Annotated in this window: 18 protein-coding genes; 12 read left to right on the plus strand and 6 right to left on the minus strand. The window is 72.5% G+C overall.

Features of this window, described 5'->3' with window-relative positions:
• Position 1 precedes the first annotated feature (1 nt).
• The 3 genes from hpnH (at position 2) to F7Q99_RS24100 (ending at position 4,453) form a co-directional block, all read left to right on the plus strand.
• Positions 2-1,030, plus strand: a complete 1,029-nt coding sequence (gene hpnH, locus F7Q99_RS24090; RefSeq protein WP_153464687.1) for an adenosyl-hopene transferase HpnH — start codon at positions 2-4, stop codon at positions 1,028-1,030.
• Between the two features lie 116 nt (positions 1,031-1,146).
• Positions 1,147-3,057 carry a 1-deoxy-D-xylulose-5-phosphate synthase gene (dxs, locus tag F7Q99_RS24095; RefSeq protein WP_153464689.1) on the plus strand — a complete coding sequence of 637 codons (1,911 nt, stop codon included), beginning with the start codon at positions 1,147-1,149 and terminating at the stop codon, positions 3,055-3,057.
• On the plus strand, positions 3,047-4,453 hold the full coding sequence (locus F7Q99_RS24100; RefSeq protein ID WP_153464691.1) for an aspartate aminotransferase family protein: 1,407 nt from the start codon (positions 3,047-3,049) through the stop codon (positions 4,451-4,453). The genes dxs and F7Q99_RS24100 overlap by 11 nt, the downstream gene beginning before the upstream one ends.
• Before the next feature lie 95 nt (positions 4,454-4,548).
• Here the strand turns inward: F7Q99_RS24100 and F7Q99_RS24105 are convergent, their stop codons facing one another.
• The gene (locus F7Q99_RS24105; protein ID WP_153464693.1) at positions 4,549-4,821 is read right to left on the minus strand and encodes a DUF6343 family protein; all 273 of its coding nucleotides are present in this window, start codon (positions 4,819-4,821) and stop codon (positions 4,549-4,551) included.
• 75 nt (positions 4,822-4,896) lie between these two features.
• On the opposite strand from F7Q99_RS24105, the gene F7Q99_RS24110 reads away from it, so the two are divergent.
• Complete coding sequence (locus tag F7Q99_RS24110) at positions 4,897-5,112, plus strand: I78 family peptidase inhibitor (protein ID WP_153464695.1); 216 nt, start codon at positions 4,897-4,899, stop codon at positions 5,110-5,112.
• 206 nt (positions 5,113-5,318) lie between these two features.
• On the opposite strand, the gene fabG is transcribed toward F7Q99_RS24110, so the two are convergent.
• Positions 5,319-6,083 carry a 3-oxoacyl-ACP reductase FabG gene (gene fabG / locus F7Q99_RS24115; protein ID WP_153464697.1) on the minus strand — a complete coding sequence of 255 codons (765 nt, stop codon included), beginning with the start codon at positions 6,081-6,083 and terminating at the stop codon, positions 5,319-5,321.
• 487 nt (positions 6,084-6,570) lie between these two features.
• Between fabG and F7Q99_RS41415 the strand changes: the two genes are divergently transcribed.
• On the plus strand, positions 6,571-7,353 hold the full coding sequence (locus F7Q99_RS41415) for a MarR family winged helix-turn-helix transcriptional regulator (RefSeq protein WP_326847053.1): 783 nt from the start codon (positions 6,571-6,573) through the stop codon (positions 7,351-7,353).
• 246 nt (positions 7,354-7,599) lie between these two features.
• Here the strand turns inward: F7Q99_RS41415 and F7Q99_RS24125 are convergent, their stop codons facing one another.
• On the minus strand, positions 7,600-8,463 hold the full coding sequence (locus F7Q99_RS24125) for an aldo/keto reductase (RefSeq protein WP_326847054.1): 864 nt from the start codon (positions 8,461-8,463) through the stop codon (positions 7,600-7,602).
• Positions 8,464-8,796: 333 nt separating this feature from the next.
• Here F7Q99_RS24125 and F7Q99_RS24130 point away from each other — a divergent pair, with 333 nt between their 5' ends.
• From F7Q99_RS24130 to F7Q99_RS24160, 7 genes are all read left to right on the plus strand, one after another.
• Positions 8,797-10,584, plus strand: coding sequence for an ABC transporter transmembrane domain-containing protein (locus tag F7Q99_RS24130; protein WP_153464701.1), 1,788 nt, complete (start codon positions 8,797-8,799; stop codon positions 10,582-10,584).
• A gap of 79 nt (positions 10,585-10,663) precedes the next feature.
• A complete protein-coding gene (locus F7Q99_RS24135; RefSeq protein ID WP_153464703.1) occupies positions 10,664-12,436 on the plus strand; it encodes an ABC transporter ATP-binding protein in 1,773 nt (590 codons plus the stop codon).
• A 128-nt stretch (positions 12,437-12,564) separates the two neighbouring features.
• On the plus strand, positions 12,565-12,810 hold the full coding sequence (locus tag F7Q99_RS24140; RefSeq protein ID WP_195911156.1) for a LapA family protein: 246 nt from the start codon (positions 12,565-12,567) through the stop codon (positions 12,808-12,810).
• Positions 12,811-12,993: 183 nt separating this feature from the next.
• Entirely contained in the window at positions 12,994-13,899 is a 906-nt protein-coding gene (locus F7Q99_RS24145; protein ID WP_326847254.1) for a LysR family transcriptional regulator, read from the plus strand.
• Between the two features lie 139 nt (positions 13,900-14,038).
• Positions 14,039-14,620 carry a cysteine dioxygenase family protein gene (locus tag F7Q99_RS24150; RefSeq protein WP_153464709.1) on the plus strand — a complete coding sequence of 194 codons (582 nt, stop codon included), beginning with the start codon at positions 14,039-14,041 and terminating at the stop codon, positions 14,618-14,620.
• Positions 14,621-14,627: 7 nt separating this feature from the next.
• Complete coding sequence (locus F7Q99_RS24155) at positions 14,628-15,710, plus strand: YeiH family protein (RefSeq protein WP_407697824.1); 1,083 nt, start codon at positions 14,628-14,630, stop codon at positions 15,708-15,710.
• A 93-nt stretch (positions 15,711-15,803) separates the two neighbouring features.
• Positions 15,804-16,514 (plus strand): spermidine synthase family protein, encoded by a 711-nt coding sequence (locus F7Q99_RS24160; RefSeq protein WP_153464711.1) that lies wholly within the window; start codon positions 15,804-15,806, stop codon positions 16,512-16,514.
• 144 nt (positions 16,515-16,658) lie between these two features.
• Here the strand turns inward: F7Q99_RS24160 and F7Q99_RS24165 are convergent, their stop codons facing one another.
• The 3 genes from F7Q99_RS24165 to F7Q99_RS24175 all read right to left on the minus strand — a co-directional run bounded on the left by F7Q99_RS24165 (position 16,659) and on the right by F7Q99_RS24175 (position 19,999).
• On the minus strand, positions 16,659-18,425 hold the full coding sequence (locus tag F7Q99_RS24165) for a hypothetical protein (RefSeq protein ID WP_153464713.1): 1,767 nt from the start codon (positions 18,423-18,425) through the stop codon (positions 16,659-16,661).
• A gap of 175 nt (positions 18,426-18,600) precedes the next feature.
• Positions 18,601-19,455: a TetR/AcrR family transcriptional regulator gene (locus tag F7Q99_RS24170; protein ID WP_153464715.1), complete on the minus strand. Its 855-nt coding sequence runs from the start codon at positions 19,453-19,455 to the stop codon at positions 18,601-18,603.
• Positions 19,456-19,465: 10 nt separating this feature from the next.
• A complete protein-coding gene (locus F7Q99_RS24175; protein ID WP_153464717.1) occupies positions 19,466-19,999 on the minus strand; it encodes an NUDIX hydrolase in 534 nt (177 codons plus the stop codon).
• Positions 20,000-20,009 lie beyond the last annotated feature (10 nt).

Raw genomic sequence — 20,009 nt, forward strand, 5'->3', positions numbered from 1 at the left:
CATGGCCATGCCGCTGCGCCAGACCGTGCGGGTCGGCACCTACCTCATGCAGCAGAAGCTGCTCAAGCGGCGGGACAAGTTCCCGCTGATCGTCGAGCTCGAACCGCTGTTCGCCTGCAATCTGGCCTGCGAGGGCTGCGGCAAGATCCAGCACCCGGCGGGCGTCCTGAAGCAGCGGATGCCGGTCGCCCAGGCGGTCGGCGCGGTCCTGGAGTCGGGCGCCCCGATGGTCTCGATCGCCGGCGGCGAGCCGCTGATGCACCCGCAGATCGACGAGATCGTCCGCCAGCTGGTCGAGCGCCGCAAGTACGTCTTCCTCTGCACCAACGCCCTGCTGCTGCGCAAGAAGATCGACAAGTTCCGCCCCTCGCCGTACTTCACCTTCGCCGTGCACATCGACGGCTTGCGCGAGCGGCACGACGAGTCGGTGGCCAAGGAGGGCACCTTCGACGAGGCGGTGGCGGCGATCAAGGAGGCCAAGCAGCGAGGCTTCCGGGTCACCACCAACAGCACCTTCTTCAACACCGACACCCCGCAGACCGTCATCGAGGTCCTGGACTACCTCAACGACGAGCTCAAGGTCGACGAGATGATGATCTCCCCGGCCTATGCCTACGAGAAGGCCCCCGACCAGGAGCACTTCCTCGGCGTCGAGCAGACCCGCGACCTCTTCCGCAAGGCCTTCGCCGGCGGCAACCGCAAGCGGTGGCGGCTCAACCACAGTCCGCTCTTCCTGGACTTCCTGGAAGGCAAGAAGGACTTCGAGTGCACCCCCTGGGGCATTCCCAACTACTCGCTGTTCGGCTGGCAGCGGCCGTGCTACCTGATGGCCGACGGCTACGTGCCCACCTACCGCGAGCTCGTCGAGCAGACCGACTGGAGCAAGTACGGCCGCGGCCGGGACCCGCGCTGCGAAAACTGCATGGCCCACTGCGGCTACGAGCCGACCGCGGTGCTCGCCACCATGGGTTCGCTCAAGGAGTCGCTGCGCGCGATCACCGAGACGGCCACCGCCAACCGCGGCCACTGAGCGGGGAGGTGGCGCCCCCTTCAGCAGCCCCCGCCGGCCCGGGCCGCACGCCCGGGCCGGCCCGCCCCCACCGGGCGGAAGCACCACCGCACCACTTCGAGTCGTGAGGTGTACCCATGTCACTGCTCTCCAGCGTCACATCCCCGGCCGACGTGCGGAAGCTCCCGGCGGCCGAACTGCCGCTGCTCGCCGACGAGATCCGCGACTTCCTGATCGACGCCGTCACCCGGACCGGCGGACACCTCGGCCCCAACCTCGGCGTGGTGGAACTGACCATCGCGCTGCACCGGGTCTTCGACTCCCCCTACGACCGGATCGTCTTCGACACCGGCCACCAGAGCTACGTCCACAAACTGCTCACCGGCCGCCAGGACTTCTCGAAGCTGCGGATGAAGGGCGGCTTGTCCGGCTACCCGTCCCGCGCCGAGTCCGAACACGACCTGGTCGAGAACTCGCACGCCTCCACCGCCCTGTCCTACGCCGACGGCCTCGCCAAGGCCGCCCAGCTGCTCGGCCAGCACGACCGGCGGATCGTGGCGGTCATCGGCGACGGCGCGCTCACCGGCGGGCTCGCCTGGGAGGCGCTCAACAACATCGCCGACGCCAAGGACCGCCCGGTCGTCATCGTCGTCAACGACAACGAACGCTCCTACGCCAGGACGATCGGCGGTCTCGCCAACCACCTCGCCGCCCTGCGCACCACCCAGGGCTACGAACGCTTCCTCGCCCTCGGCAAGGAGGCGCTGCAACGCACCCCGCTCGTCGGCCAGCCGATCTTCGACGCGCTGCACGGCGCCAAGAAGGGGTTCAAGGACGCCTTCGCCCCCCAGGGCATGTTCGAGGACCTCGGACTGAAGTACCTCGGGCCGATCGACGGCCACGACCTGACCGCCCTGGAGTCCGCACTGACCAAGGCTCGCGGCTTCGGCGGCCCGGTCATCGTGCACTGCCTGACCGTCAAGGGGCGCGGCTACCGCCCCGCCGAACAGGACGAGGCGGACCGCTTCCACGCCGTCAACCCGATCGACCCGTACACCTGCCTGCCGATCTCGCCCACCGGCGGCGTCTCCTGGACCTCGGTGTTCGGCGACGAGATGGTGGCGCTCGGCGCGGAGCGGCCCGACCTGGTGGCGATCACCGCGGCGATGCTCCAGCCGGTCGGGCTGGCCCGCTTCGCCAAGGCCTACCCGACCCGCATCTTCGACGTCGGCATCGCCGAGCAGCACGCCGTCACCAGCGCGGCCGGCCTGGCCACCGGCGGCCTCCACCCGGTCGTCGCGGTCTACGCGACGTTCCTCAACCGAGCCTTCGACCAGGTCCTGATGGACGTCGCCCTGCACAGGCTCGGCGTCACCTTCGTCCTCGACCGCTCCGGCGTGACCGGCCCGGACGGCGCCTCGCACAACGGCATGTGGGACATGTCGATCCTCCAGGTCGTCCCCGGCCTGCGGCTGGCCGCCCCGCGCGACGCCGACCAGTTGCGCGCCCAGCTGCGCGAGGCCGTCGACGTCGCCGACGCCCCGACCGTCGTCCGCTTCCCGAAGGCGAACATCGGGCCCGCCGTGCCGGCGGTCGAGCGGATCGGCGGAGTGGACGTCCTGCTGCGCACCGGGGAACTGCCGGAGATCCTGCTGGTCGCGGTCGGCACCACCGCCTCCGCCTGCCTGGACGCCGCCCGGCTGCTGCTCGCCGAGGGCTTCACCGCCACCGTCGTCGACCCGCGGTGGGTCAAGCCCGTGGATCCGGCGCTGCCCGGGCTCGCCGCCGCGCACCTTCTGGTCGTCACCGTCGAGGACAACGGCCGGGTGGGTGGCGTCGGCGCCGCCGTGGCCCAGGCGCTGCGCGACGCCGACGTGGACGTGCCGGTACGGGTGCTCGGCCTGCCGCAGGCGTTCCTCGGCCACGCAGCGCGCGGCGAGATCCTGGAGGAGACCGGGCTGACCGGCACCGGGGTCGCGGCCCAGACCGCCGTCTTCGCCAAGAACCTGCTACCGACCCGAGGAGCGAACCCGCACCATGCCGGCTGACCCCGACCGTTCTGAAGGCCGCTTCGACCTCGCCGCGCTGATCGCCGAGCGCGGCGCCGAGCGGTACGAGCTGCACGGCCGCTACCTCAACCCGCAGCTGCCGCGGATGCTGCACACCATCGGCTTCGACAAGTACTACGAGCGCGCCCAGGGCCCGTACTTCTACGACGCCGAGGGCAACGAGTACCTCGACATGCTGGCCGGCTTCGGGATCTTCGCACTCGGCCGCCACCACCCGGTGGTGCGTTCGGCGATCCGGCAGGTGATGGACCTCGACCTGCCCGACCTTGTCCGCTTCGACTGCTCGCCGCTGCCCGGCCTGCTCGCCGAACGGTTGCTCTCGTACGCCCCCGGGTTGGACCGGGTTTTCTTCGGCAACAGCGGTACCGAGGCGGTCGAGACCGCGCTCAAGTTCGCCCGCTACGCCACCGGCCGCAAGCGGATCCTCTACGCCGACCACGCCTTCCACGGGCTGACCGCCGGCTCGCTCTCCGTCAACGGGGAGAGCGGCTTCCGCAAGGGCTTCGACCCGCTGCTGCCCGACACCCCCATCCCGCTCGGCGATCTCGCGTCGCTGGCCAAGGAGTTGAAGCGCGGCGACGTCGCGGCCCTGATCGTCGAGCCGATCCAGGGCAAGGGCGTGCACGCACCGCCGCCCGGCTGGCTGCGCGCCGCGCAGGATCTCCTGCACGAGCACAAGGCGCTGCTGATCTGCGACGAGGTGCAGACCGGGATCGGCCGCACCGGCGAGTTCTTCGCCTACCAGTACGAGGAGGGCGTGCTGCCCGACCTGGTCTGCGCGGCCAAGGCCCTCTCGGGCGGGTACGTGCCGGTCGGGGCGACGCTCGGCAAGAACTGGATCTTCGAGAAGGTGTACTCCTCGATGGACCGGGTGCTGGTGCACTCGGCCAGCTTCGGCTCCAACGCCCAGGCGATGGCGGCCGGGCTGGCGACCCTGGAGGTGATGCGCGACGAGAAGGTGGTCGAGAACGCCCGCCGGGTCGGCGACCACTTCCGGGACCGGCTTGCCGCGCTGGTCGACAAGTACGAGCTGTTGGCGCAGGTGCGCGGCAAGGGACTCATGATCGGCATCGAGTTCGGCCGGCCGAAGTCGCTCAAGCTGCGCACCGGGTGGACCGCGCTCCAGGCGGCCCGCAAGGGGCTGTTCGCCCAGATGGTGGTGGTGCCGCTGCTCCAGCGGCACCGGATCCTGACCCAGGTGTCCGGCGACCACCTGGAGGTGATCAAGCTGATCCCGCCGCTGATCATCACCGAGCGGGACGTGGACCGGTTCGTGGCCGCCTTCACGGAGGTCATGGACGATGCGCACCGGGGGAACGGCCTGATGTGGGACTTCGGGCGGACGTTGGTGAAGCAGGCGGTCGGCAACCGCTGAGGCGGTCCTGCCCGGAGTGTCGCTGGAGTGTCACTGGAGTGGCGCGGCGTGGGAAGTCGGCCCGGCCGACTTCCCACGCCGTGGGAGACACCGCGTCAGAGCTCGGTCCGGCGGCGCCGGATGACCACCACGAGATCGACGGCGGCGAACAGGGTGAGCAGGCCGCACGCGACGGCGAAGCCGGTGAGGGTGCCCCGGCTGGGAGCGCCGTACGCGGGGGAGTTGGCCGCCCAGACGGCGAAGGCCGCTGTCGCCAGGGCGAACAGCGGGGTGAAGGTCAGCGACAGCAGGTAGCGGAGCTTGAGGTCGCTGCGGGCGTTCGAGGGCTCGGTACCGCTGCGCCAGCGTCGCGGGGTCGTGGTGCGCATGGCCTTCACCTCCCGGCCGCACGGTGCGGGCTACGATTCCAGCGTACGTCCGAGGGTCGAGCCGGGGAGGTGGCGATGGCTGGGACCGACGAGGCGCAGCCGGGCGCGGCGGGGGACGCCGAAGGGTACGCGGGGCTGCGGGTCGAACGGGCCGAGGAGCTGGCCCGGCGGCACGGGTGGGCGTCGGTCCGGGTGCTGGCGCCGGGGGCGATGATGACCATGGACCACCGGGAGGGGCGGCTCAACCTCGCGGTGCGGGACGGCGTGGTGGAGCGCAGCTGGGAGGGCTGAAACGGCCGTTCTCGCGGGAATTGCCATTTTCGAGGAAACGACATTCCGCCCCGGAAGGGCGGTCGCGGGAATGGTATCCGCTATTCCCTGATCGAAAGTCCGTGTGGTGTTCGAATCAATCTCCAAAAGGCCCGGTAAAGCGAACGGAGCGGGTGGCCGGTCCGCCCGGCCCCCCACTCCGTGGTAACCCTGTGTAGGTCCCGTGCTCAGTCGAGGGGGCCGCCGGCGACGTAGATCACCTGGCCGGAGACGAATCCGGCCCCCTCGCTCGCCAGGAACGAGATGGTGTGGGCGACATCCTCAGGCAGACCGACCCGCTGGACCGGGATCTGAGAGGCCGCAGCCCGCTTGAAGTCTTCGAAGTCCATGCCGACCCGGGCGGCGGTGGCCGCCGTCATGTCCGTGGCGATGAACCCGGGGGCCACCGCGTTGGCGGTGATGCCGAACTTGCCGAGCTCGATGGCCAAAGTCTTGGTGAAGCCCTGGAGACCGGCCTTGGCGGCGGAGTAGTTGGCCTGGCCGCGGTTGCCCTGGGCGGACGAGGAGGACAGGTTGACGATTCGGCCGAAGCCGGCGTCGACCATGTGCTTCTGCACCGCGCGGGTCATCAGGAAGGCGCCGCGAAGATGGACGTTCATGACCGTGTCCCAGTCGGACTCGGACATCTTGAAGAGCAGGTTGTCGCGGAGCACGCCCGCGTTGTTGACGAGTACGACCGGGGCGCCGAGCTCGGCCACGACGCGGTCCACGGCGGTCTGCACCTGCTCGGCGTCCGAGACGTCGGCGCCGATCGCCACGGCCCTGCCGCCGGCCGCGGTGATCCGGTCGACGGTGTCCTTGCCGGCCGCCTCGTCGAGGTCGAGGACGGCGACGGCGTAGCCGTCGGCGGCCAGCCGGACGGCGGTGGCGGCGCCGAGGCCGCGTGCGGCGCCGGTGACGACGGCGACCCGGGGGGTGCTCTGCTCGGTCATGCTCGCTCTCGTCTCTCTCACAGGAATTTCCCAGGGAAGGCGTCCCCGGGCGACGGTGGCCACACCCTACCGGCGGGTAGGGAGGGCGGCCAGAGTGGAGAGTCGCAGGTGACGGTGGGTAAGGACCGACCAGTCGGCTTTCTGCGGAGAACGGGTTACCGAGAAGGCGTGGCGGCGCGTAAATATGCCAATGTTGCCGAACCTGCGTCTACTATCCGCCCCTGCCTGCCAGCGAGGGCCTGCCGTTTGTATAGTGTCCGCCAGCAGCCACCGGCTGCACGGCTGGAGCGCCCTCCCTCATAGCGGGACGCCCACTCGCCGTTACTGCCCCACCCGGGTGTCCCACACACACCGGGTGTGACATCGGGACGGATACATGGTGCTGGGGGAGATCCCGACGACCCGCGTGTCCGCGCGACTGCAGCAGTCGCCCGGCCACCTCATTCGCGTTGCACAGCAGGTTCACACCCGGCTGTGGTCGGAGCACGTGGGAGCCGATCTCACGGCTCCGCAGTTCGCCGTACTGCTGGTCCTCGCCCTGGAACCGGGCGCCGACCAGCGGACAGTCGGCGAGCGTGCCTCGCTGGACAAGGCCACGATGGCGGAGATGGTCGCGCGGCTGGTCCGCCGCGGCCTTGTGCTGCGAAGGCGTGACCCGGCCGACGGCCGGCGCAAGCTCCTCGCTCTCTCGCAGAGCGGGGCCCAGGCGGTGCGCGAGGCCACCGGCGGAGTGGTCCGTGTGCAGCGCACCCTGTTCGAGCCGCTGAGCGCGGACGAGCAGGTCGAGATCGTCCGGGTGATGGCCAAGATAGCCAGGCTGGAGCCAGCCGCGGTCGTTTTCACCGACTCGCGGCCGATACTGGACGCCCAGCGGGCGATCGGTTACCTGATCAGGGTGAGCCAGCAGGTGCACACCAAGCTCTGGTCGGAGCACGTCGGCGCGGAGCTGACGGCGCCCCAGTACGCGGTGCTGGACGCGCTGGAGCTGGAGCCCGGGGCCGACCAGCGGACGGTCGGTGAACTGGCCTCGCTGGACAAGGCGACGATGGCCGAGATGGTGAGCCGTCTCGTCCGCCGCGGTCTTGTGCAGCGCCGCCGGGACCCCTCGGACGGGCGGCGCAACCTGCTCTCGCTCTCGCCGGCCGGTCAGGATCTGCTGCACCGCTCGGCCGCGGGTGTCGCCCAGGTCCAGCGGCTGCTGCTGGCGCCACTGGAGGAGCACGAGCACGAGCCCGCGCTTGCGCTCATCGCCAAGGCGGCCAGGCTGTAGGTTCGCTCTCTGAAATCCAGCCAAAACGATTCGCCACCATGCTGAAGGCCTGCTGAGGCCCTTGTACTGGACGGCGGGTGCATCGTGCTGGCGGCTGGTTCCAGAGGCGGCGCGCCGTTGAGCGTGTCGTCTGTGTGCGTGATCGAGGCGCGTGTGTCATGAGGCGCGCAGAAGACCGCCCATCCCTGAACGGGGTGGGCGGTCTTCTGCATGGCCGGCCGTCAGACAGCCGGACGGCGGGTGCCGTCAGTTCCAGTCGAAGTGCTGCGGGTCCGGTCCGATCCGCTTGCCGGTGGCGATCCCGGCGATCGCGGCGAGGTCGTCCGCGTCCAGCTCGAAGCCGGTCACGTCCAGGTTCTCCCGGATCCGGGATGGGGTGACCGACTTCGGGATGGCGATCACGCCGCTCTGCAGGTGCCAGCGGAGCACGACCTGAGCGACCATGCGGCCGTGCTTCTCGGCGATCTTCGCCAGCGCCGGCTCGGCGAGCAGCTCCTTGCCCTGGCCCAGCGGGCTCCACGCCTCGGTGGCGATGCCGTGCTGGGCGTGGAAGGCGCGCAGCTCGTCCTGCGGGAAGTACGGGTGCAGCTCGACCTGGTTCAGCACCGGGACGACCGAGGCCTCGTCGATCAGGCGGGTCAGCTGCTCGGGGCCGAAGTTGGAGACGCCGATGGACCTGACCCGGCCGTCCTTGCGCAGCTGCTCGAAGGCCTTCCAGATGTTCAGGTAGCTGCCGTGCATCGGGCGCGGCCAGTGGATCAGGTAGAGGTCGATGTAGTCCAGGCCGAGCTTGGCCAGCGAGGCGTCGAACTCGCGCAGCACCGCGTCCCGGCCCTGCTCGCCGGACCAGTCGCGGGTGCCGGAGTTCCACAGCTTGGTGGTGATGTAGAGGTCCTCGCGGGCCACGCCGTTCGCCAGCGCCTCGGCGACCGCCTGGCCGGTGCCCGCCTCGTTCTCGTAGATCGCCGCGGTGTCGATGGAGCGGTAGCCGGCCTCGATCGCGGTGCGGACGGCGGGGGTGGCCTCGCCGTCCGGGACCTGCCACACGCCGAAGCCGAGCTGCGGGATCTGCGTGCCGTCGTTCAGCGTCACGTTGGGGATGCTGCTCACGAGAAGGGGTGCCCTCCTGGTCGTCTTTGGGTTCCAGTGGGGCAACTGGCGCTCGGGCGGGATTGTTCCCGCCATTCGGGGGAATCTCGCGGGCGCCGGGGTCGCCCTGGCCGGGGTCCGCGGGCGGGAGCGCGGAAAACCTGTTGCGTGGATCACATTGCGGTTGGCAGGCTCGCGGCCATGGCCTCCTGAGATCCGGGCCCTTCGTGCCCTTCCCATGTCCGTCCGGTTCCGCTGCTTCCTCCACCGGACGCGTTCCCGTTGCCGCGTGGCTGTGTGTCACGTGTTGCCCCGAACCACCTCGAACCACCCCGAACCACGCATCGGAGTGTCATGCCGCTCGCGTCCCTGCCCCTGGCCGATCCCGGCCGTCCCGATCTCTCCTCATCGTTGGCCTTCCTGCGCTGGCTTCGGCGAAGCCAGCGGCGCGGGCAGGTGCTCTCCACCTGCTGGGCGCTGCTGGAGATGGGCTGTCAGGCCGCCCTGCCGATACCGCTCGGGTACGGCGTCCAGGCCGCCGTGGACGGCGACGCGGCCGGGATCTGGCGGGCCGGTGCCGCCGTGATCGCGCTCGCCGCGGTGACCTCGCTCGCCACCGTGCTGTTGCACCGACAGGCGGTCTGGAACTGGCTCCACGCCGTCACCCAGGTACGGCAGTCGGTCGCCCGGCAGGCATCGCAGCTCGGTGGCGCGCTGTCCCGGCGGATCGCCACCGGTGAGGTGGTGGCGGTCGGCAGCGGGGACGTCGCGAAGATCGGCTGGTACGTCGAGCTGACCGCACGCCTGCGGGCCGCGGTGCTCGTCTGGCTGGCCGTCGGTGCGGTGATCCTGGTGGTCGAGCCGCTGCTCGGCCTGGCCGTGCTGCTCGGCGTCCCGGTGCTGGCGGTGTCCGTCTGGCCGCTGCTCGGGCCGTTCGAGCGGCGCTACGACGAGCAGCGGGCGCTGGGCGGCAAGGCCACCACGCTGGCCGCCGACACCGTCGCCGGGCTGCGGGTGCTGCGCGGGATCGGTGGCGAGGAGCTGTTCCTCGCCCGCTACCGGGCCGCGTCCCAGGAGGTTCGGGCCGCGGCCGTCCGCTCGGCCCGGATCTGGTCGCTGATGCAGGCCCAGCAGGTGCTGCTGCCCGGGCTGTTCGTGGTCGGGGTGACGTGGTACGGGGCCAGGCTGGCAGCCGACGGGCGGCTCGCCGTCGGCACCCTGGTCGCGGTGTACGGGGCGACGGTCTACCTGGCCGGGCCGCTGCGGATCCTGGGCGAGGCCGCGCACGCGTGGAGCGTCGCGCGGGTCTCCGGCGGGCGAGCCGTCCGCCTGCTCTCGCTCGACCGCGCGGACGAGGCGGTGGCCGGTGACTCGCCCGGGTCGGTACTCGGCCGGGCCGAGCGCGGCGACCTGTACGACCCGGCGACCGGGCTGACCGCGCGGGCAGGCGAACTGACCGCCGTGGTCTGCGGGGACCCGGACTTCGCCGGGGCGCTCGCCGAGCGGCTCGGCGGGCACGTCCCGCGCACCGAGGGCGAGCCGGCGCAGCCCTCCGTCCGGCTCGGCGGCACCGAGCTGGACGCCGTACCGCTCGCCGAGGCCAGGGCGGCGGTGCTGGTCCACGACAAGGAGCCGGTGCTGCTCTCCGGCACCCTCGCCGGGCTGCTCGACATCCCGGCCTCGGGCCGGGTGGCGGCCGCCGAGGCGCTGGCCGCCGCCCGGGCCGACGACGTGCTGGAGGCCCTGGTGGACGGCTCGCCGGACTGCGCGGGGGACGTGATGCGGGCCCGGATCACCGAGCGGGGCCGCTCGCTCTCCGGCGGCCAGCGGCAGCGGCTGGCGCTGGCCCGCTCGCTGCTCGCGGACCCGCCCGTGCTCGTGCTGGACGAGCCGACCAGCGCGGTGGACGCCCACACCGAGGCGCGGATCGCCGCCGGGCTGCGGGAGAACCGGGCGGGCCGGACCACCGTGGTCTTCGCGACCAGCCCGCTGCTGCTCGACCGGGCCGACCGGGTGGTGCTGGTCCACGAGGGCCGGGCCGTCGCCGCCGGGCGGCACCGCGAACTCATGGACACCGAACCGGCCTACCGCGCCGTGGTCACCCGCGCCGTGGAGCCGGCCGTCGTGGGGGAGGGTGGATGAAGGCCCAACTCCTGTATTTCACAGGAGACTTCGACCGTGCAGGAAAGTCCGGCCGTCCAGGAGAGTTGAGGAGCAGGACATGAAGCCCCCCGTCCATCATGAACAGGGGCCGGCCACCACCCTGCCGGTCGGCTCCCCGGCGGCCGTACGCGCGTACCTGCGGCTGCTCGCCCGGCGGCACCGGAGCGGGTTCGCCGCGGTGGTGACGCTGCACTCGGTGGCGACCCTGGCCGGGCTGGTCGGGCCGTGGGTGCTCGGCACCCTGGTGGAGTCGCTCGCCACCGACACCGCCGAGGGCGCGCTCGCGGCGGCGGTCGGCTGGTATCTGGCGGCGCTGGTGGTGCAGTCCGCGTTCACCTGGTGGTCGCGGATGCGCGGCGCCATGCTCGGCGAGCGGGTGCTGGCCGACCTGCGCGAGGACTTCCTGGTCCGCTCGGTCGCGCTGCCGACCGGTGTGCTGGAGCGGGCCGGCACCGGGGACCTGGTCTCCCGGGGCACCACCGACATCGACCGGCTGGACAAGTCGGTGCGCGAGGCCGTGCCCGAACTGGCCGTAGCCGTCGTGTCGTTGCTGCTGGTGCTGGGCGCGCTGGTGGTCACCTCGCCGATGCTCGCGCTGACCGCGCTGATCGGTCTGCCGCTGCTGCTGGTCAGTTCCCGCTGGTACTTCCGGCGCGCGCCGCAGTCGTACCGCAACGAGTCGGCGGCGGACGCGGCCGTGAACGGCGTGCTGGCCGAGACGGTGGACGCCGGGCGGACGGTCGAGGCGCTGCGCCTGGGCGAGCAGCGGGTCCGGCTCACCGACCGCCGGCTCGCCGAGTGGCTCTCCTGGGAGCGGTACACGCTGTGGCTGCGGTCGGTCTGGTTCCCGACCATCGACGCCGTCTACACCGCGGCTGTCCTGGCCACCCTGGTGCTCGGCGGCCTGTTCGCGCTCCACGGGTGGATCACGGTCGGCCAGTTGACCAGCGGGGTGCTGTACGCCCAGATGCTCACCGGCCCGGTCGACCTGATCCTGCGCTGGTACGACGAGCTCCAGATCGGGCAGGCCTCGCTGGCGCGGCTGGTCGGCGTCCGCGAGGTGCCCGCGCACGAGGGCGACGAGTCCACCCGGCCGGCAGGCCGCCGGGTCGAGGCCCGGGACGTGCGGTTCGGCTACCGCGAGGGCGCGGACGTCCTGCACGGGATCAGCCTGGACGTCGCCCCCGGCAGCCGGGTGGCGCTGGTCGGGCCGTCCGGGGCGGGGAAGTCCACCCTCGGGCGGCTGCTGGCCGGGATCTACGCGCCCGGCCGGGGCAGCGTGACGCTCGGCGGGGCGGCGCTGGCGAGGATGCCGGCGGAGCGGGTCCGGGCCGAGGTCGCCCTTGTCAATCAGGAGCACCACGTGTTCGTCGGCACCCTGCGGGACAACCTTCGGCTGGCAGCGCCCGGGGCGGGGGACACCGAACTGCGGGCCGCGCTGGACGCGGTGGACGCCGGGGACTGGGTGGCCGCGCTGCCGCACGGCCTGGACACCGAGGTCGGTTCCGGCGGCGCCGCGCTGACCCCGCCACAGGCCCAGCAACTAGCCCTGGCCCGGCTGGTGCTGGCCGATCCGCACACTCTGGTGCTGGACGAGGCCACCTCGCTGCTCGACCCGCGTGCCGCCCGGCACCTGGAGCGCTCGCTCTCCCGCGTGCTGGAGGGCCGGACGGTGATCGCCATCGCGCACCGGCTGCACACCGCGCACGACGCCGACGTGATCGCGGTGGTCGAGGACGGGCGGATCAGCGAGTACGGCAGCCACCCGGAGCTGGTCGCGGCGGGTGGGCCGTACGCGGCGCTCTGGCGCTCCTGGCGGGACGAGCGGTAGGCCGGTCACGGTTTAGGGCGGTCACAGTTGAACCCGCACGAGGCGTGATTGCCCCGTGCGGGTTGCTCCGCCGGTGTGGAAGGGCGCGTAACCGGGCAGACCGGTGCTCATGCCCGCAGACTGCTCCGGTGACCAAGACTTCAGACCGCTCGTCCGGCCCCAAGCGCAGTGAGATCGGGGGGATCCCCACCCGGTACATCGGGATCGGCGTCATCGTCATCCTCGCGGTGTGGTTCCTGTTCGCCAACCTCGACAAGGTGAAGATCCAGTTCTGGGTCTTCACCGTCACCACGCCGCTCTGGATCGCCCTGCTGGCCACCCTGGTCGCGGGCGGTGCGCTGGGCTGGCTGCTGAAGGGACGGCGCACCCGGTGAGCACCGCCTCCGAGCGGGGTGGGCTGTCGTCATCGGCGCAGCGGTGAATCCGGCCGCGGCGGTGGGAAGGTTGTTTCGACGTTGAACCATAGGTGCGGGTGAGGTTAGATCCGGCACCTCCAATTTCCTCTTATGATTGCGGGGGCTGGAGGCAGACGACCGGACGGAGGGGCCATGGAGCCGGTGTTCGACTCACGGCACATCAGGACGTTTCACGAGGTCGTCCGGGCCGGCTCCTACTCGGCGGCGGCCCGCGAACTCGGCTACACCCAGCCCGCCATCACCCAGCAGATGAAGGCGCTCGAACGCACCGTCGGCGTCCCGCTGTTCACCCGGGCCGGGCGCGGACTGCGGCTCACCGAGGCCGGCGAGGCGCTCTCCCGGCACGCCGAGCTGATCCTCGGCAGCATGTCCGCCGCCCAGCAGCAGCTCGCCGCACTCGCCCGGCTGCGCGCCGGGCGCGTCCGGGTCTGCGCCTTCCCCAGCGCCAACGCCACCCTGATTCCCGAGGCGATGGCCCGGCTGCTCGCCGAGCACCCCGGCGTACGGGTCGAGCTGCTGGAGGCCGAGCCGCCGGACTCCGTCCAGCGGCTGCTGCGCGGGGAGTGCGACATCGCACTGGCCTTCCGCTATCCCGGCGGCACCACCGAGGTACCGGACGGGGTGGACGAGATCCCCCTGATGGAGGACCTGCTCACCGTGCTGCTGCCGGTCGGGCACCCGCTCGGGCGCCGGCACGCCGTCCGGCTCGCCGATCTCGACGGCGAGCGCTGGATCGCCGGCTGCCCGCGCTGTCGCGCCAACCTGCTGCACGTCTGCGCGGAGGAGGGCTTCGCGCCGGACATCGTGTTCTCGACGGACGACAACCTCGCGGTGCAGAGCCTCGTCGCCGCCGGGGTCGGGATCGCGCTGATGCCGGCGCTCGTGCTCTCCTTCATGTGCCACCGCAAGGTCACCGGGCGGGCCGTCGAGCCGCACCTGCGGCGGCAGGTGAGCGCTTACGTGCTGCGGGAGCACCGGCGGATTCCGGCCACGGCGCTCGTCCTGGATCACCTGCGGCAGGCGGCCGCGAGCCGGGTGGGGTGCTGAGCCTGTTCAAGCGGAGCTGGCCTCAGGCTGAACTGATTTCATGCTGAGCTGATCGGCGACCGACTCATAAGAGGACTTTGGGAGAGTGCTTAAGAACCCTCGTTGGACGTGATAGGTCTGCTGGGTCGAACCTGCTGCCATGACACCCTCAGCCACGGTCGGCAGCGACCGGCTCACCCAGCGGATGACCGCCCTGATCGGCGAGATCCGTGCCGTCGTGGACCGCGGACTGCCGCCCGAACTCACCGCCTACCTGGTCGGCGAACGCCTCGCCCCGCACCTGCTGGTCGACCCCGACGGGCCCGACGCGCTGCTCACCCCCGCCCAGCGCGAGGGCGATCCCCAGCGCTACCGGCAGCACGTCGTGCACGCCGAGGAGGACGGCAGCTTCTCCGTCGTCGCGCTGGTCTGGCTGCCCGGCCAGCAGACCCCGATCCACGACCACGTCTCCTGGTGCGTGGCCGGCGTCCACCAGGGCCAGGAGAGCGAGACCCGCTACCGGCTCGTCTCCGACGGACGCGCCGCCCGGCTCGTCGAGACCGAGCACGTGGCCGGCCCGGCCGGGACCGTCGCCGCCTTCGCCCCGCCCGGCGACATCCACCTGGTGCGCAACGCGTGCAGCACCACCGCCATCTCCATCCACGTGTACGGCGCCGACGTGTCGCGGCTCGGCACCAGCATCCGGCGGGTCTACCGGCTTCCCGCAGACCAGCAGCGGTGAGCGCGGCGTGGCACTGACCGTACGAGAGCGGCGCACCGGCGCCCGCACCCGCCTGCTGCCCCCGCTCGGCGGAGACGCCCCCGGCCTGCTGCTGGCCGCGGCCGGGGTGGCCGCCGCGCTGGCCGTCCACGCGGCCGTGCCGGCCGTGCCCAAGCTCACCGCCGCCGTCGTGCTCGGCATGGCGGCGGCCCACCTGCCCGGGCTGCGCCCGGTGGTCCGCGGGGTGGCCCGGCCCGGGCTCTCGCTGGCCGGGAAGCGGCTGATGCGGCTCGGGATCGTGCTGCTCGGGCTGAAGCTCAGCCTGGACGACGTGCTCGGCCTCGGCTGGGCGACCGTCGCCATGGTGCTCGCCGTGGTCGCGGCGACCTTCGTGGGCACGCTGTGGCTGGGCCGGCGGCTCGGGCTGCCCGGGGACCAGCCGCTGCTGGTCGCCACCGGGTACTCGATCTGCGGCGCCTCGGCGATCGGCGCGGTCAGCCAGGCGGCGGGCAGCGAGGAGGAGGACGTCGCCGCCTCCGTCGCTCTCGTGACGCTCTGCGGCACGCTCGCGATCGCCGTGCTGCCGCTGCTCCAGCACCCGCTCGGCCTCGGCGGGGCGGAGTTCGGACGCTGGGTCGGCGCGAGCGTGCACGACGTCGGGCAGGTGGTCGCCACCGCGCAGACCGGCGGGGCCGGGGCGCTTCGCGAGGCCGTCCTGGTCAAGCTGATGCGGGTGGTGCTGCTCGCGCCGCTGGTCGCCGGTGTGGCGGTCGCGGTCCGGCGGAACCAGCAGTGGGTGAAAAAGAACATTGGTGAACGAACCTCTAAAAGTTCGGTCAAAAGCGACAGTCGGCCTCCGATCCTCCCGCTGTTCGTGGCGGGATTCCTTGCAATGATCGTTCTGCGGACCACCGGGGTGCTGCCGGAGCGTGCGCTCACGTTGGCCGGGGACGCCCAGGAGCTGTTGCTGGCCGCCGCGTTGTTCGGGCTCGGCAGCGCGGTGCACCTGCCGACCATGGTCCGCACCGGCGGGCGGATCGCCCTGCTCGGGCTCGGATCCTGGGTGATGGTCGCGGGCGTCTCGTACGCCGGGGTGCTGCTCACAACGTGACGAGCGCGGGTGCGGCGTCCGCTATTGTCGGCCGGGTGTCCGTCTTTTGGGACGGTCCGTTGGTCCTGCACCCGAGCTAGCCGAGGAATGCGCATGTCCACCGCACTGCCCGAACGGGACGGCCGCGCGGTCGTCGTGACGCTCGACCGGCGCGAGGGGCCGTTCGGCGAGGTGGTACTGCGGCAACGCGGGCCTCACTTCGAGATCATCGCCAACGGCTGCTTCCTGATGGACACCGCCGACGGCCGCTCGGAGCGGCTGCTGATCCAGGCCGCGCTGGACGAGCTGGACCGCACCGGCACCACCGTCGAGCGGCCCTCGGTGCTGATCGGCGGCCTCGGTGTCGGCTTCTCGCTGGCGTACGCGGTGGCCGAGCCGCGCTGGGGGCGGATCGCCATCGTCGAGCGCGAGACCGCGATCATCGACTGGCACCGGACCGGGCCGCTGGGCGCGTTCTCGGGCGGCGCGCTGGAGGACGAGCGGGTCGCGGTGCTCCACACCGACCTGCTGGAGTACCTGGCCGCGGCCGACGGCGAGCGCTACCACGCGCTGTGCCTGGACATCGACAACGGCCCGGACTGGACCGTCACCGACTCCAACGCCGGGCTGTACGGCGCGGACGGGCTCGCCGTGCTCTGGCACCGGCTGCAGCCGGGCGGCGTGCTGGCGATGTGGAGCGCGCAGCCCTCCCCGGACTTCGAGGAGGCGCTGCGCGCGGCGGGCTTCTCGGACGTCGTCACGCACGAGATCCCGGTCGCCCGGGGCGTGCCCGACGTGGTGCACCTGGCCCGGCGCCCGGGCTGACGCGACGATCGAGCGGGGGCCTGGCTTCGGCGGGCCGCAGACACATGACAGATAACAGCTAACAGAATCTGAAGTCTGTTAGCTGTTATCTGTTTGCTGTCATCTGTTCGTCGAGGCGTCGGCCTCACCGCCGGCGGAGGCGGCTCAGCCGAACGGGCTGGTCTCCGCGCCCGCGGCCGCCGGGGCATCGGCCGCCGGCGCCTCGTCGGGGAGGGCCGGAAGGCTCTCGGGGGCGAAGGGGTTGAAGTCCGGCGGCGGGATCATCACGGGCGTGCCCTTGAGCAGCGGCGGCTCCTCCGGTGCCGGATCGGCCGGGGCGGGGATGCGCGGCGGCACCGAGGGCGGCGGAGGGATCGCCGGCCCCTGTGACGCGAGCGTGGTGCCGAACGGATCGCTCGGCTGATCGGCCGGGGTCGCCGTCCCGAACGGGTCGGGGGCTCCGGCGGGCGCGGTCGACGCGTCGTCGGGGAGGGCCGGGAGGCTCTCGGGGGCGAAGGGGTTGAAGTCCGGCGGCGGGATCATCACGGGCGTGCCTCGGAGCGCCGGCTCCTGGTCCTCGGCCGGGGGCGCGTCGGCGAGCGGCGCGAACGGGTTGAAGTCCGCGGGCGGGACGCGCACCGGCGTGCCGCGCAGGTGGACCGGCGCCTCCTCCGGGGCCTCCTCCTGCACCTGCTCCGCCACCGGAGCGGGAGTCGGAGTCGGAGCATGAGCCTGTGCAGGGGGCGAAACAGGAGCGGGCACGCCCGCCACACCGTCCCAGCCGAACTGGACGCTCTTCAGCAGCTCCGCGAACGCCTCCGTGTACAGCTCCCAGTCCTCCGGCTGCGCCGTCGAGAGCTGGACGCACAGCACCGAGACGCCGTCCGGCAGCGGGACGAACGCCTGGACGACCGAGGTGACCACCCAGCGCCGCTGCCCGTCCGCGGCCAGCGCCCCGGGCACCGGAACGGTCCGGCCCTCGACCAGGACGGCAGCCGGCCCGGCCGGCAGCAGGACCGTCCACACCTCGGCGTGCCGCCGGACGGTGGCGAGTTCGGTGGCGAGGGCGGTGATGGGCAGCGGGTGCCGGGTGAGCGAGACGACGAGGGTGGCCTCGGTGGCCCGGCCGTCGGCCTCCAGGGCGCAGACGCCCGCGTAGACCGTGCCCGAGGCGTGGACGAGGTCGGCGAGGGTGGCGGCGATGACGGCGAAGTCCCGGCGCGGGGTCGGGCCGGTGGCGCTGAACAACTCCTCGGCGACTTCGGCCAGATGGCGGGTCAGTTCGTCGGCGGCCGCGACGGCGGCCGGGTCGGCTCCGTCCGCGCCGGCCGGCAGCGGGGGCACCGTACGGGCGGAGACGCCCGCCGGGCCGCCGGGGGAGGTGAACGGGTGGAAGCCGGGTGGGACGACCAGCCGGACCTCGGTGCCGGAGCCGGTGGCCAGTTCGACCGGCTGGAGGGTCTGCTGGCCGCCCGCCAGCGCGGCCAGCGCGGGCGCGAACGGCGGGCGCAGCTTGGGGTCGGCGATCTCGCCGCTGACGGGCAGTTGGAAGAGTGCGGCCGAGGTGGTGCCCCGGTCGGCGATCGCGCCGCGCACCGACCCGCCGCCGTAGCGGGCGAGCAGCGCGGCGGCTGCCCGGTCGGCGCGCGGGGCGCCGGTGCCGGGGCGGGCCGTGCCGGCGGTGATGACGGTGCCGAGCCGGTCGACGGCCGCGTGCACCGGTCCGTTGGGGGCCAGCGGTAGGCCGAACAGCGCCTCGGCGGCGGGGTGTTGGCTTGCCGGGCCCGATCGCAGGGCGCTCAGCGAGGACGCCGGGTGGCGCGAGGTGTGCTCGTCGAAGAGGGCGTCGGTGAGGGTGCCGAGGGTCGCACTGACCTGCTCGGCGGCTGCGAAGGGGTTGGCCTCCGCGTTGAACTGGCCGTCCTGGGTCAACTGATGAGCCCCCCGCTCTGCTCCGTCTGCGGTCCGTGTCCGGGTGGGACCGGGCGCACGCACCGGGCGTCGCGCCGTCAGATCCGTGGTCATTCCTATCAGAGCCCGCCGTCACCGCAGAACCGGCGGATCACCCGGAGAGCACCTGGTGAGGACCCGGTGAGAACCTAGTGGATCAATCCGTGGCCTGCGGTGACGGCTCGCCCGGGGCCGGGGTGGCGAGCGCCGTGACGGCTTCGGCGATCCCGGGGGCGGCGAGCAGTCCGGCGAGGTCCTGGACGAGGCGCCCGGTCGGCCCGTCCGGCCGCTCGTCCGCGAAGAAGGAGGCGAGTTCGGCGGCCAGCGCGGGCTCGCGGGCGGCGGTGAGGACGAGCGAGGCGACGAACTCCTGCACCAGGTGCAGCTGCAGCTCCTCCAGCGGCAGCGAGCGCTCGGCCAGCCACTCCAGCGAGGTGATCTCGGCGTTGGCGATCCAGGCCCGGACGGTCAGCCGCAGGCCGGGGCTCGGATCGGGGATGGCCAGGTGGCTGAGGATCTGCTCGTGGGCGGCCTGCCGGACCTCGTCGATCACCGCCGAGGTGCCCGCGCTGGCGGCCACCGAGCCGCCGCGCAGCAGCGCCGCGAAGCCGGGCCCGTGGCTCTGCACGAAGTCCAGGTAGCGGCCCATCACCCGGTGGAGCCGTTCGGAGAGGGGCCCTTCGGCCGGCTCCTCGAACCGCCCGGCGAGTTCGCGGCCGGCCCGCCGCAGCGACTCCTCGTAGAGCGCCTGCTTGCCCGGGAAGTAGTGGTAGACCAGCGGCCGGGAGGCGCCCGCGGCGGCGGCGATGTCGTCGATCGACACCTCCTCCGGCGGGCGCAGGCTGAACAGCTCCAGCGCGACGGCGATCAGCTGCTCGCGCCGCTCGTCCACGCTCAGCCGCCGGCGCGGACGCTCGCTCGCGGAAGCGCCGGCCGGGTCCGGGGCCGCCGGGCCCGGAGCGGGGTTCCGTTCGGGGCGGGCGGCCGTCGGCGACGGCGTACGGGAGGCCATGCGCGCCACCCTATCCGGCCTCCGCGCCGGTGCCCCGGCCGGCGTGGAACTCCAGGTAGCGGCGGTAGGCGTCGCGGCCGTCGGGGACGAAGTCGTCGCGGGCGAGGCGGTCGGCCAGTTCGGCGGGGGTGAGCCAGGCGTGCCAGGCGACCTCGGACTCCTGAGGGGCGACCGGTCCGTCCCACTCGGCCTCGTACAGGTCGCACCACCACGAGAGGTGGTCCTGGCGGAACAGGAACTTGAAGAGCGGCCGTGGCTCGATCCCGCTCACCCCCAGCTCCTCCTCGGCCTCGCGGACGGCCGCGGCGGCGTACGTCTCGCCGGAGCCGACGACGCCGCCGACGAACATGTCGTACGCGCCCGGGGCGAAGAGCTTGGTGTCGGTGCGCCGGTGGACGAAGATCCGCCCGGCCGGGTCGCGGACCAGGACGAAGACGCACCGATGGGTCAGCCCCCGGCGGTACACCTCCCCGCGCACGGCGGTCCCGATCACGTGGTCGTGCTCGTCGACGACGTCCAGCAGTTCCTCGGCAGGGTTGGTCATGACCGACAGG

The organism is Streptomyces kaniharaensis (genome assembly GCF_009569385.1).
GTDB lineage: Bacteria > Actinomycetota > Actinomycetes > Streptomycetales > Streptomycetaceae > Kitasatospora > Kitasatospora kaniharaensis.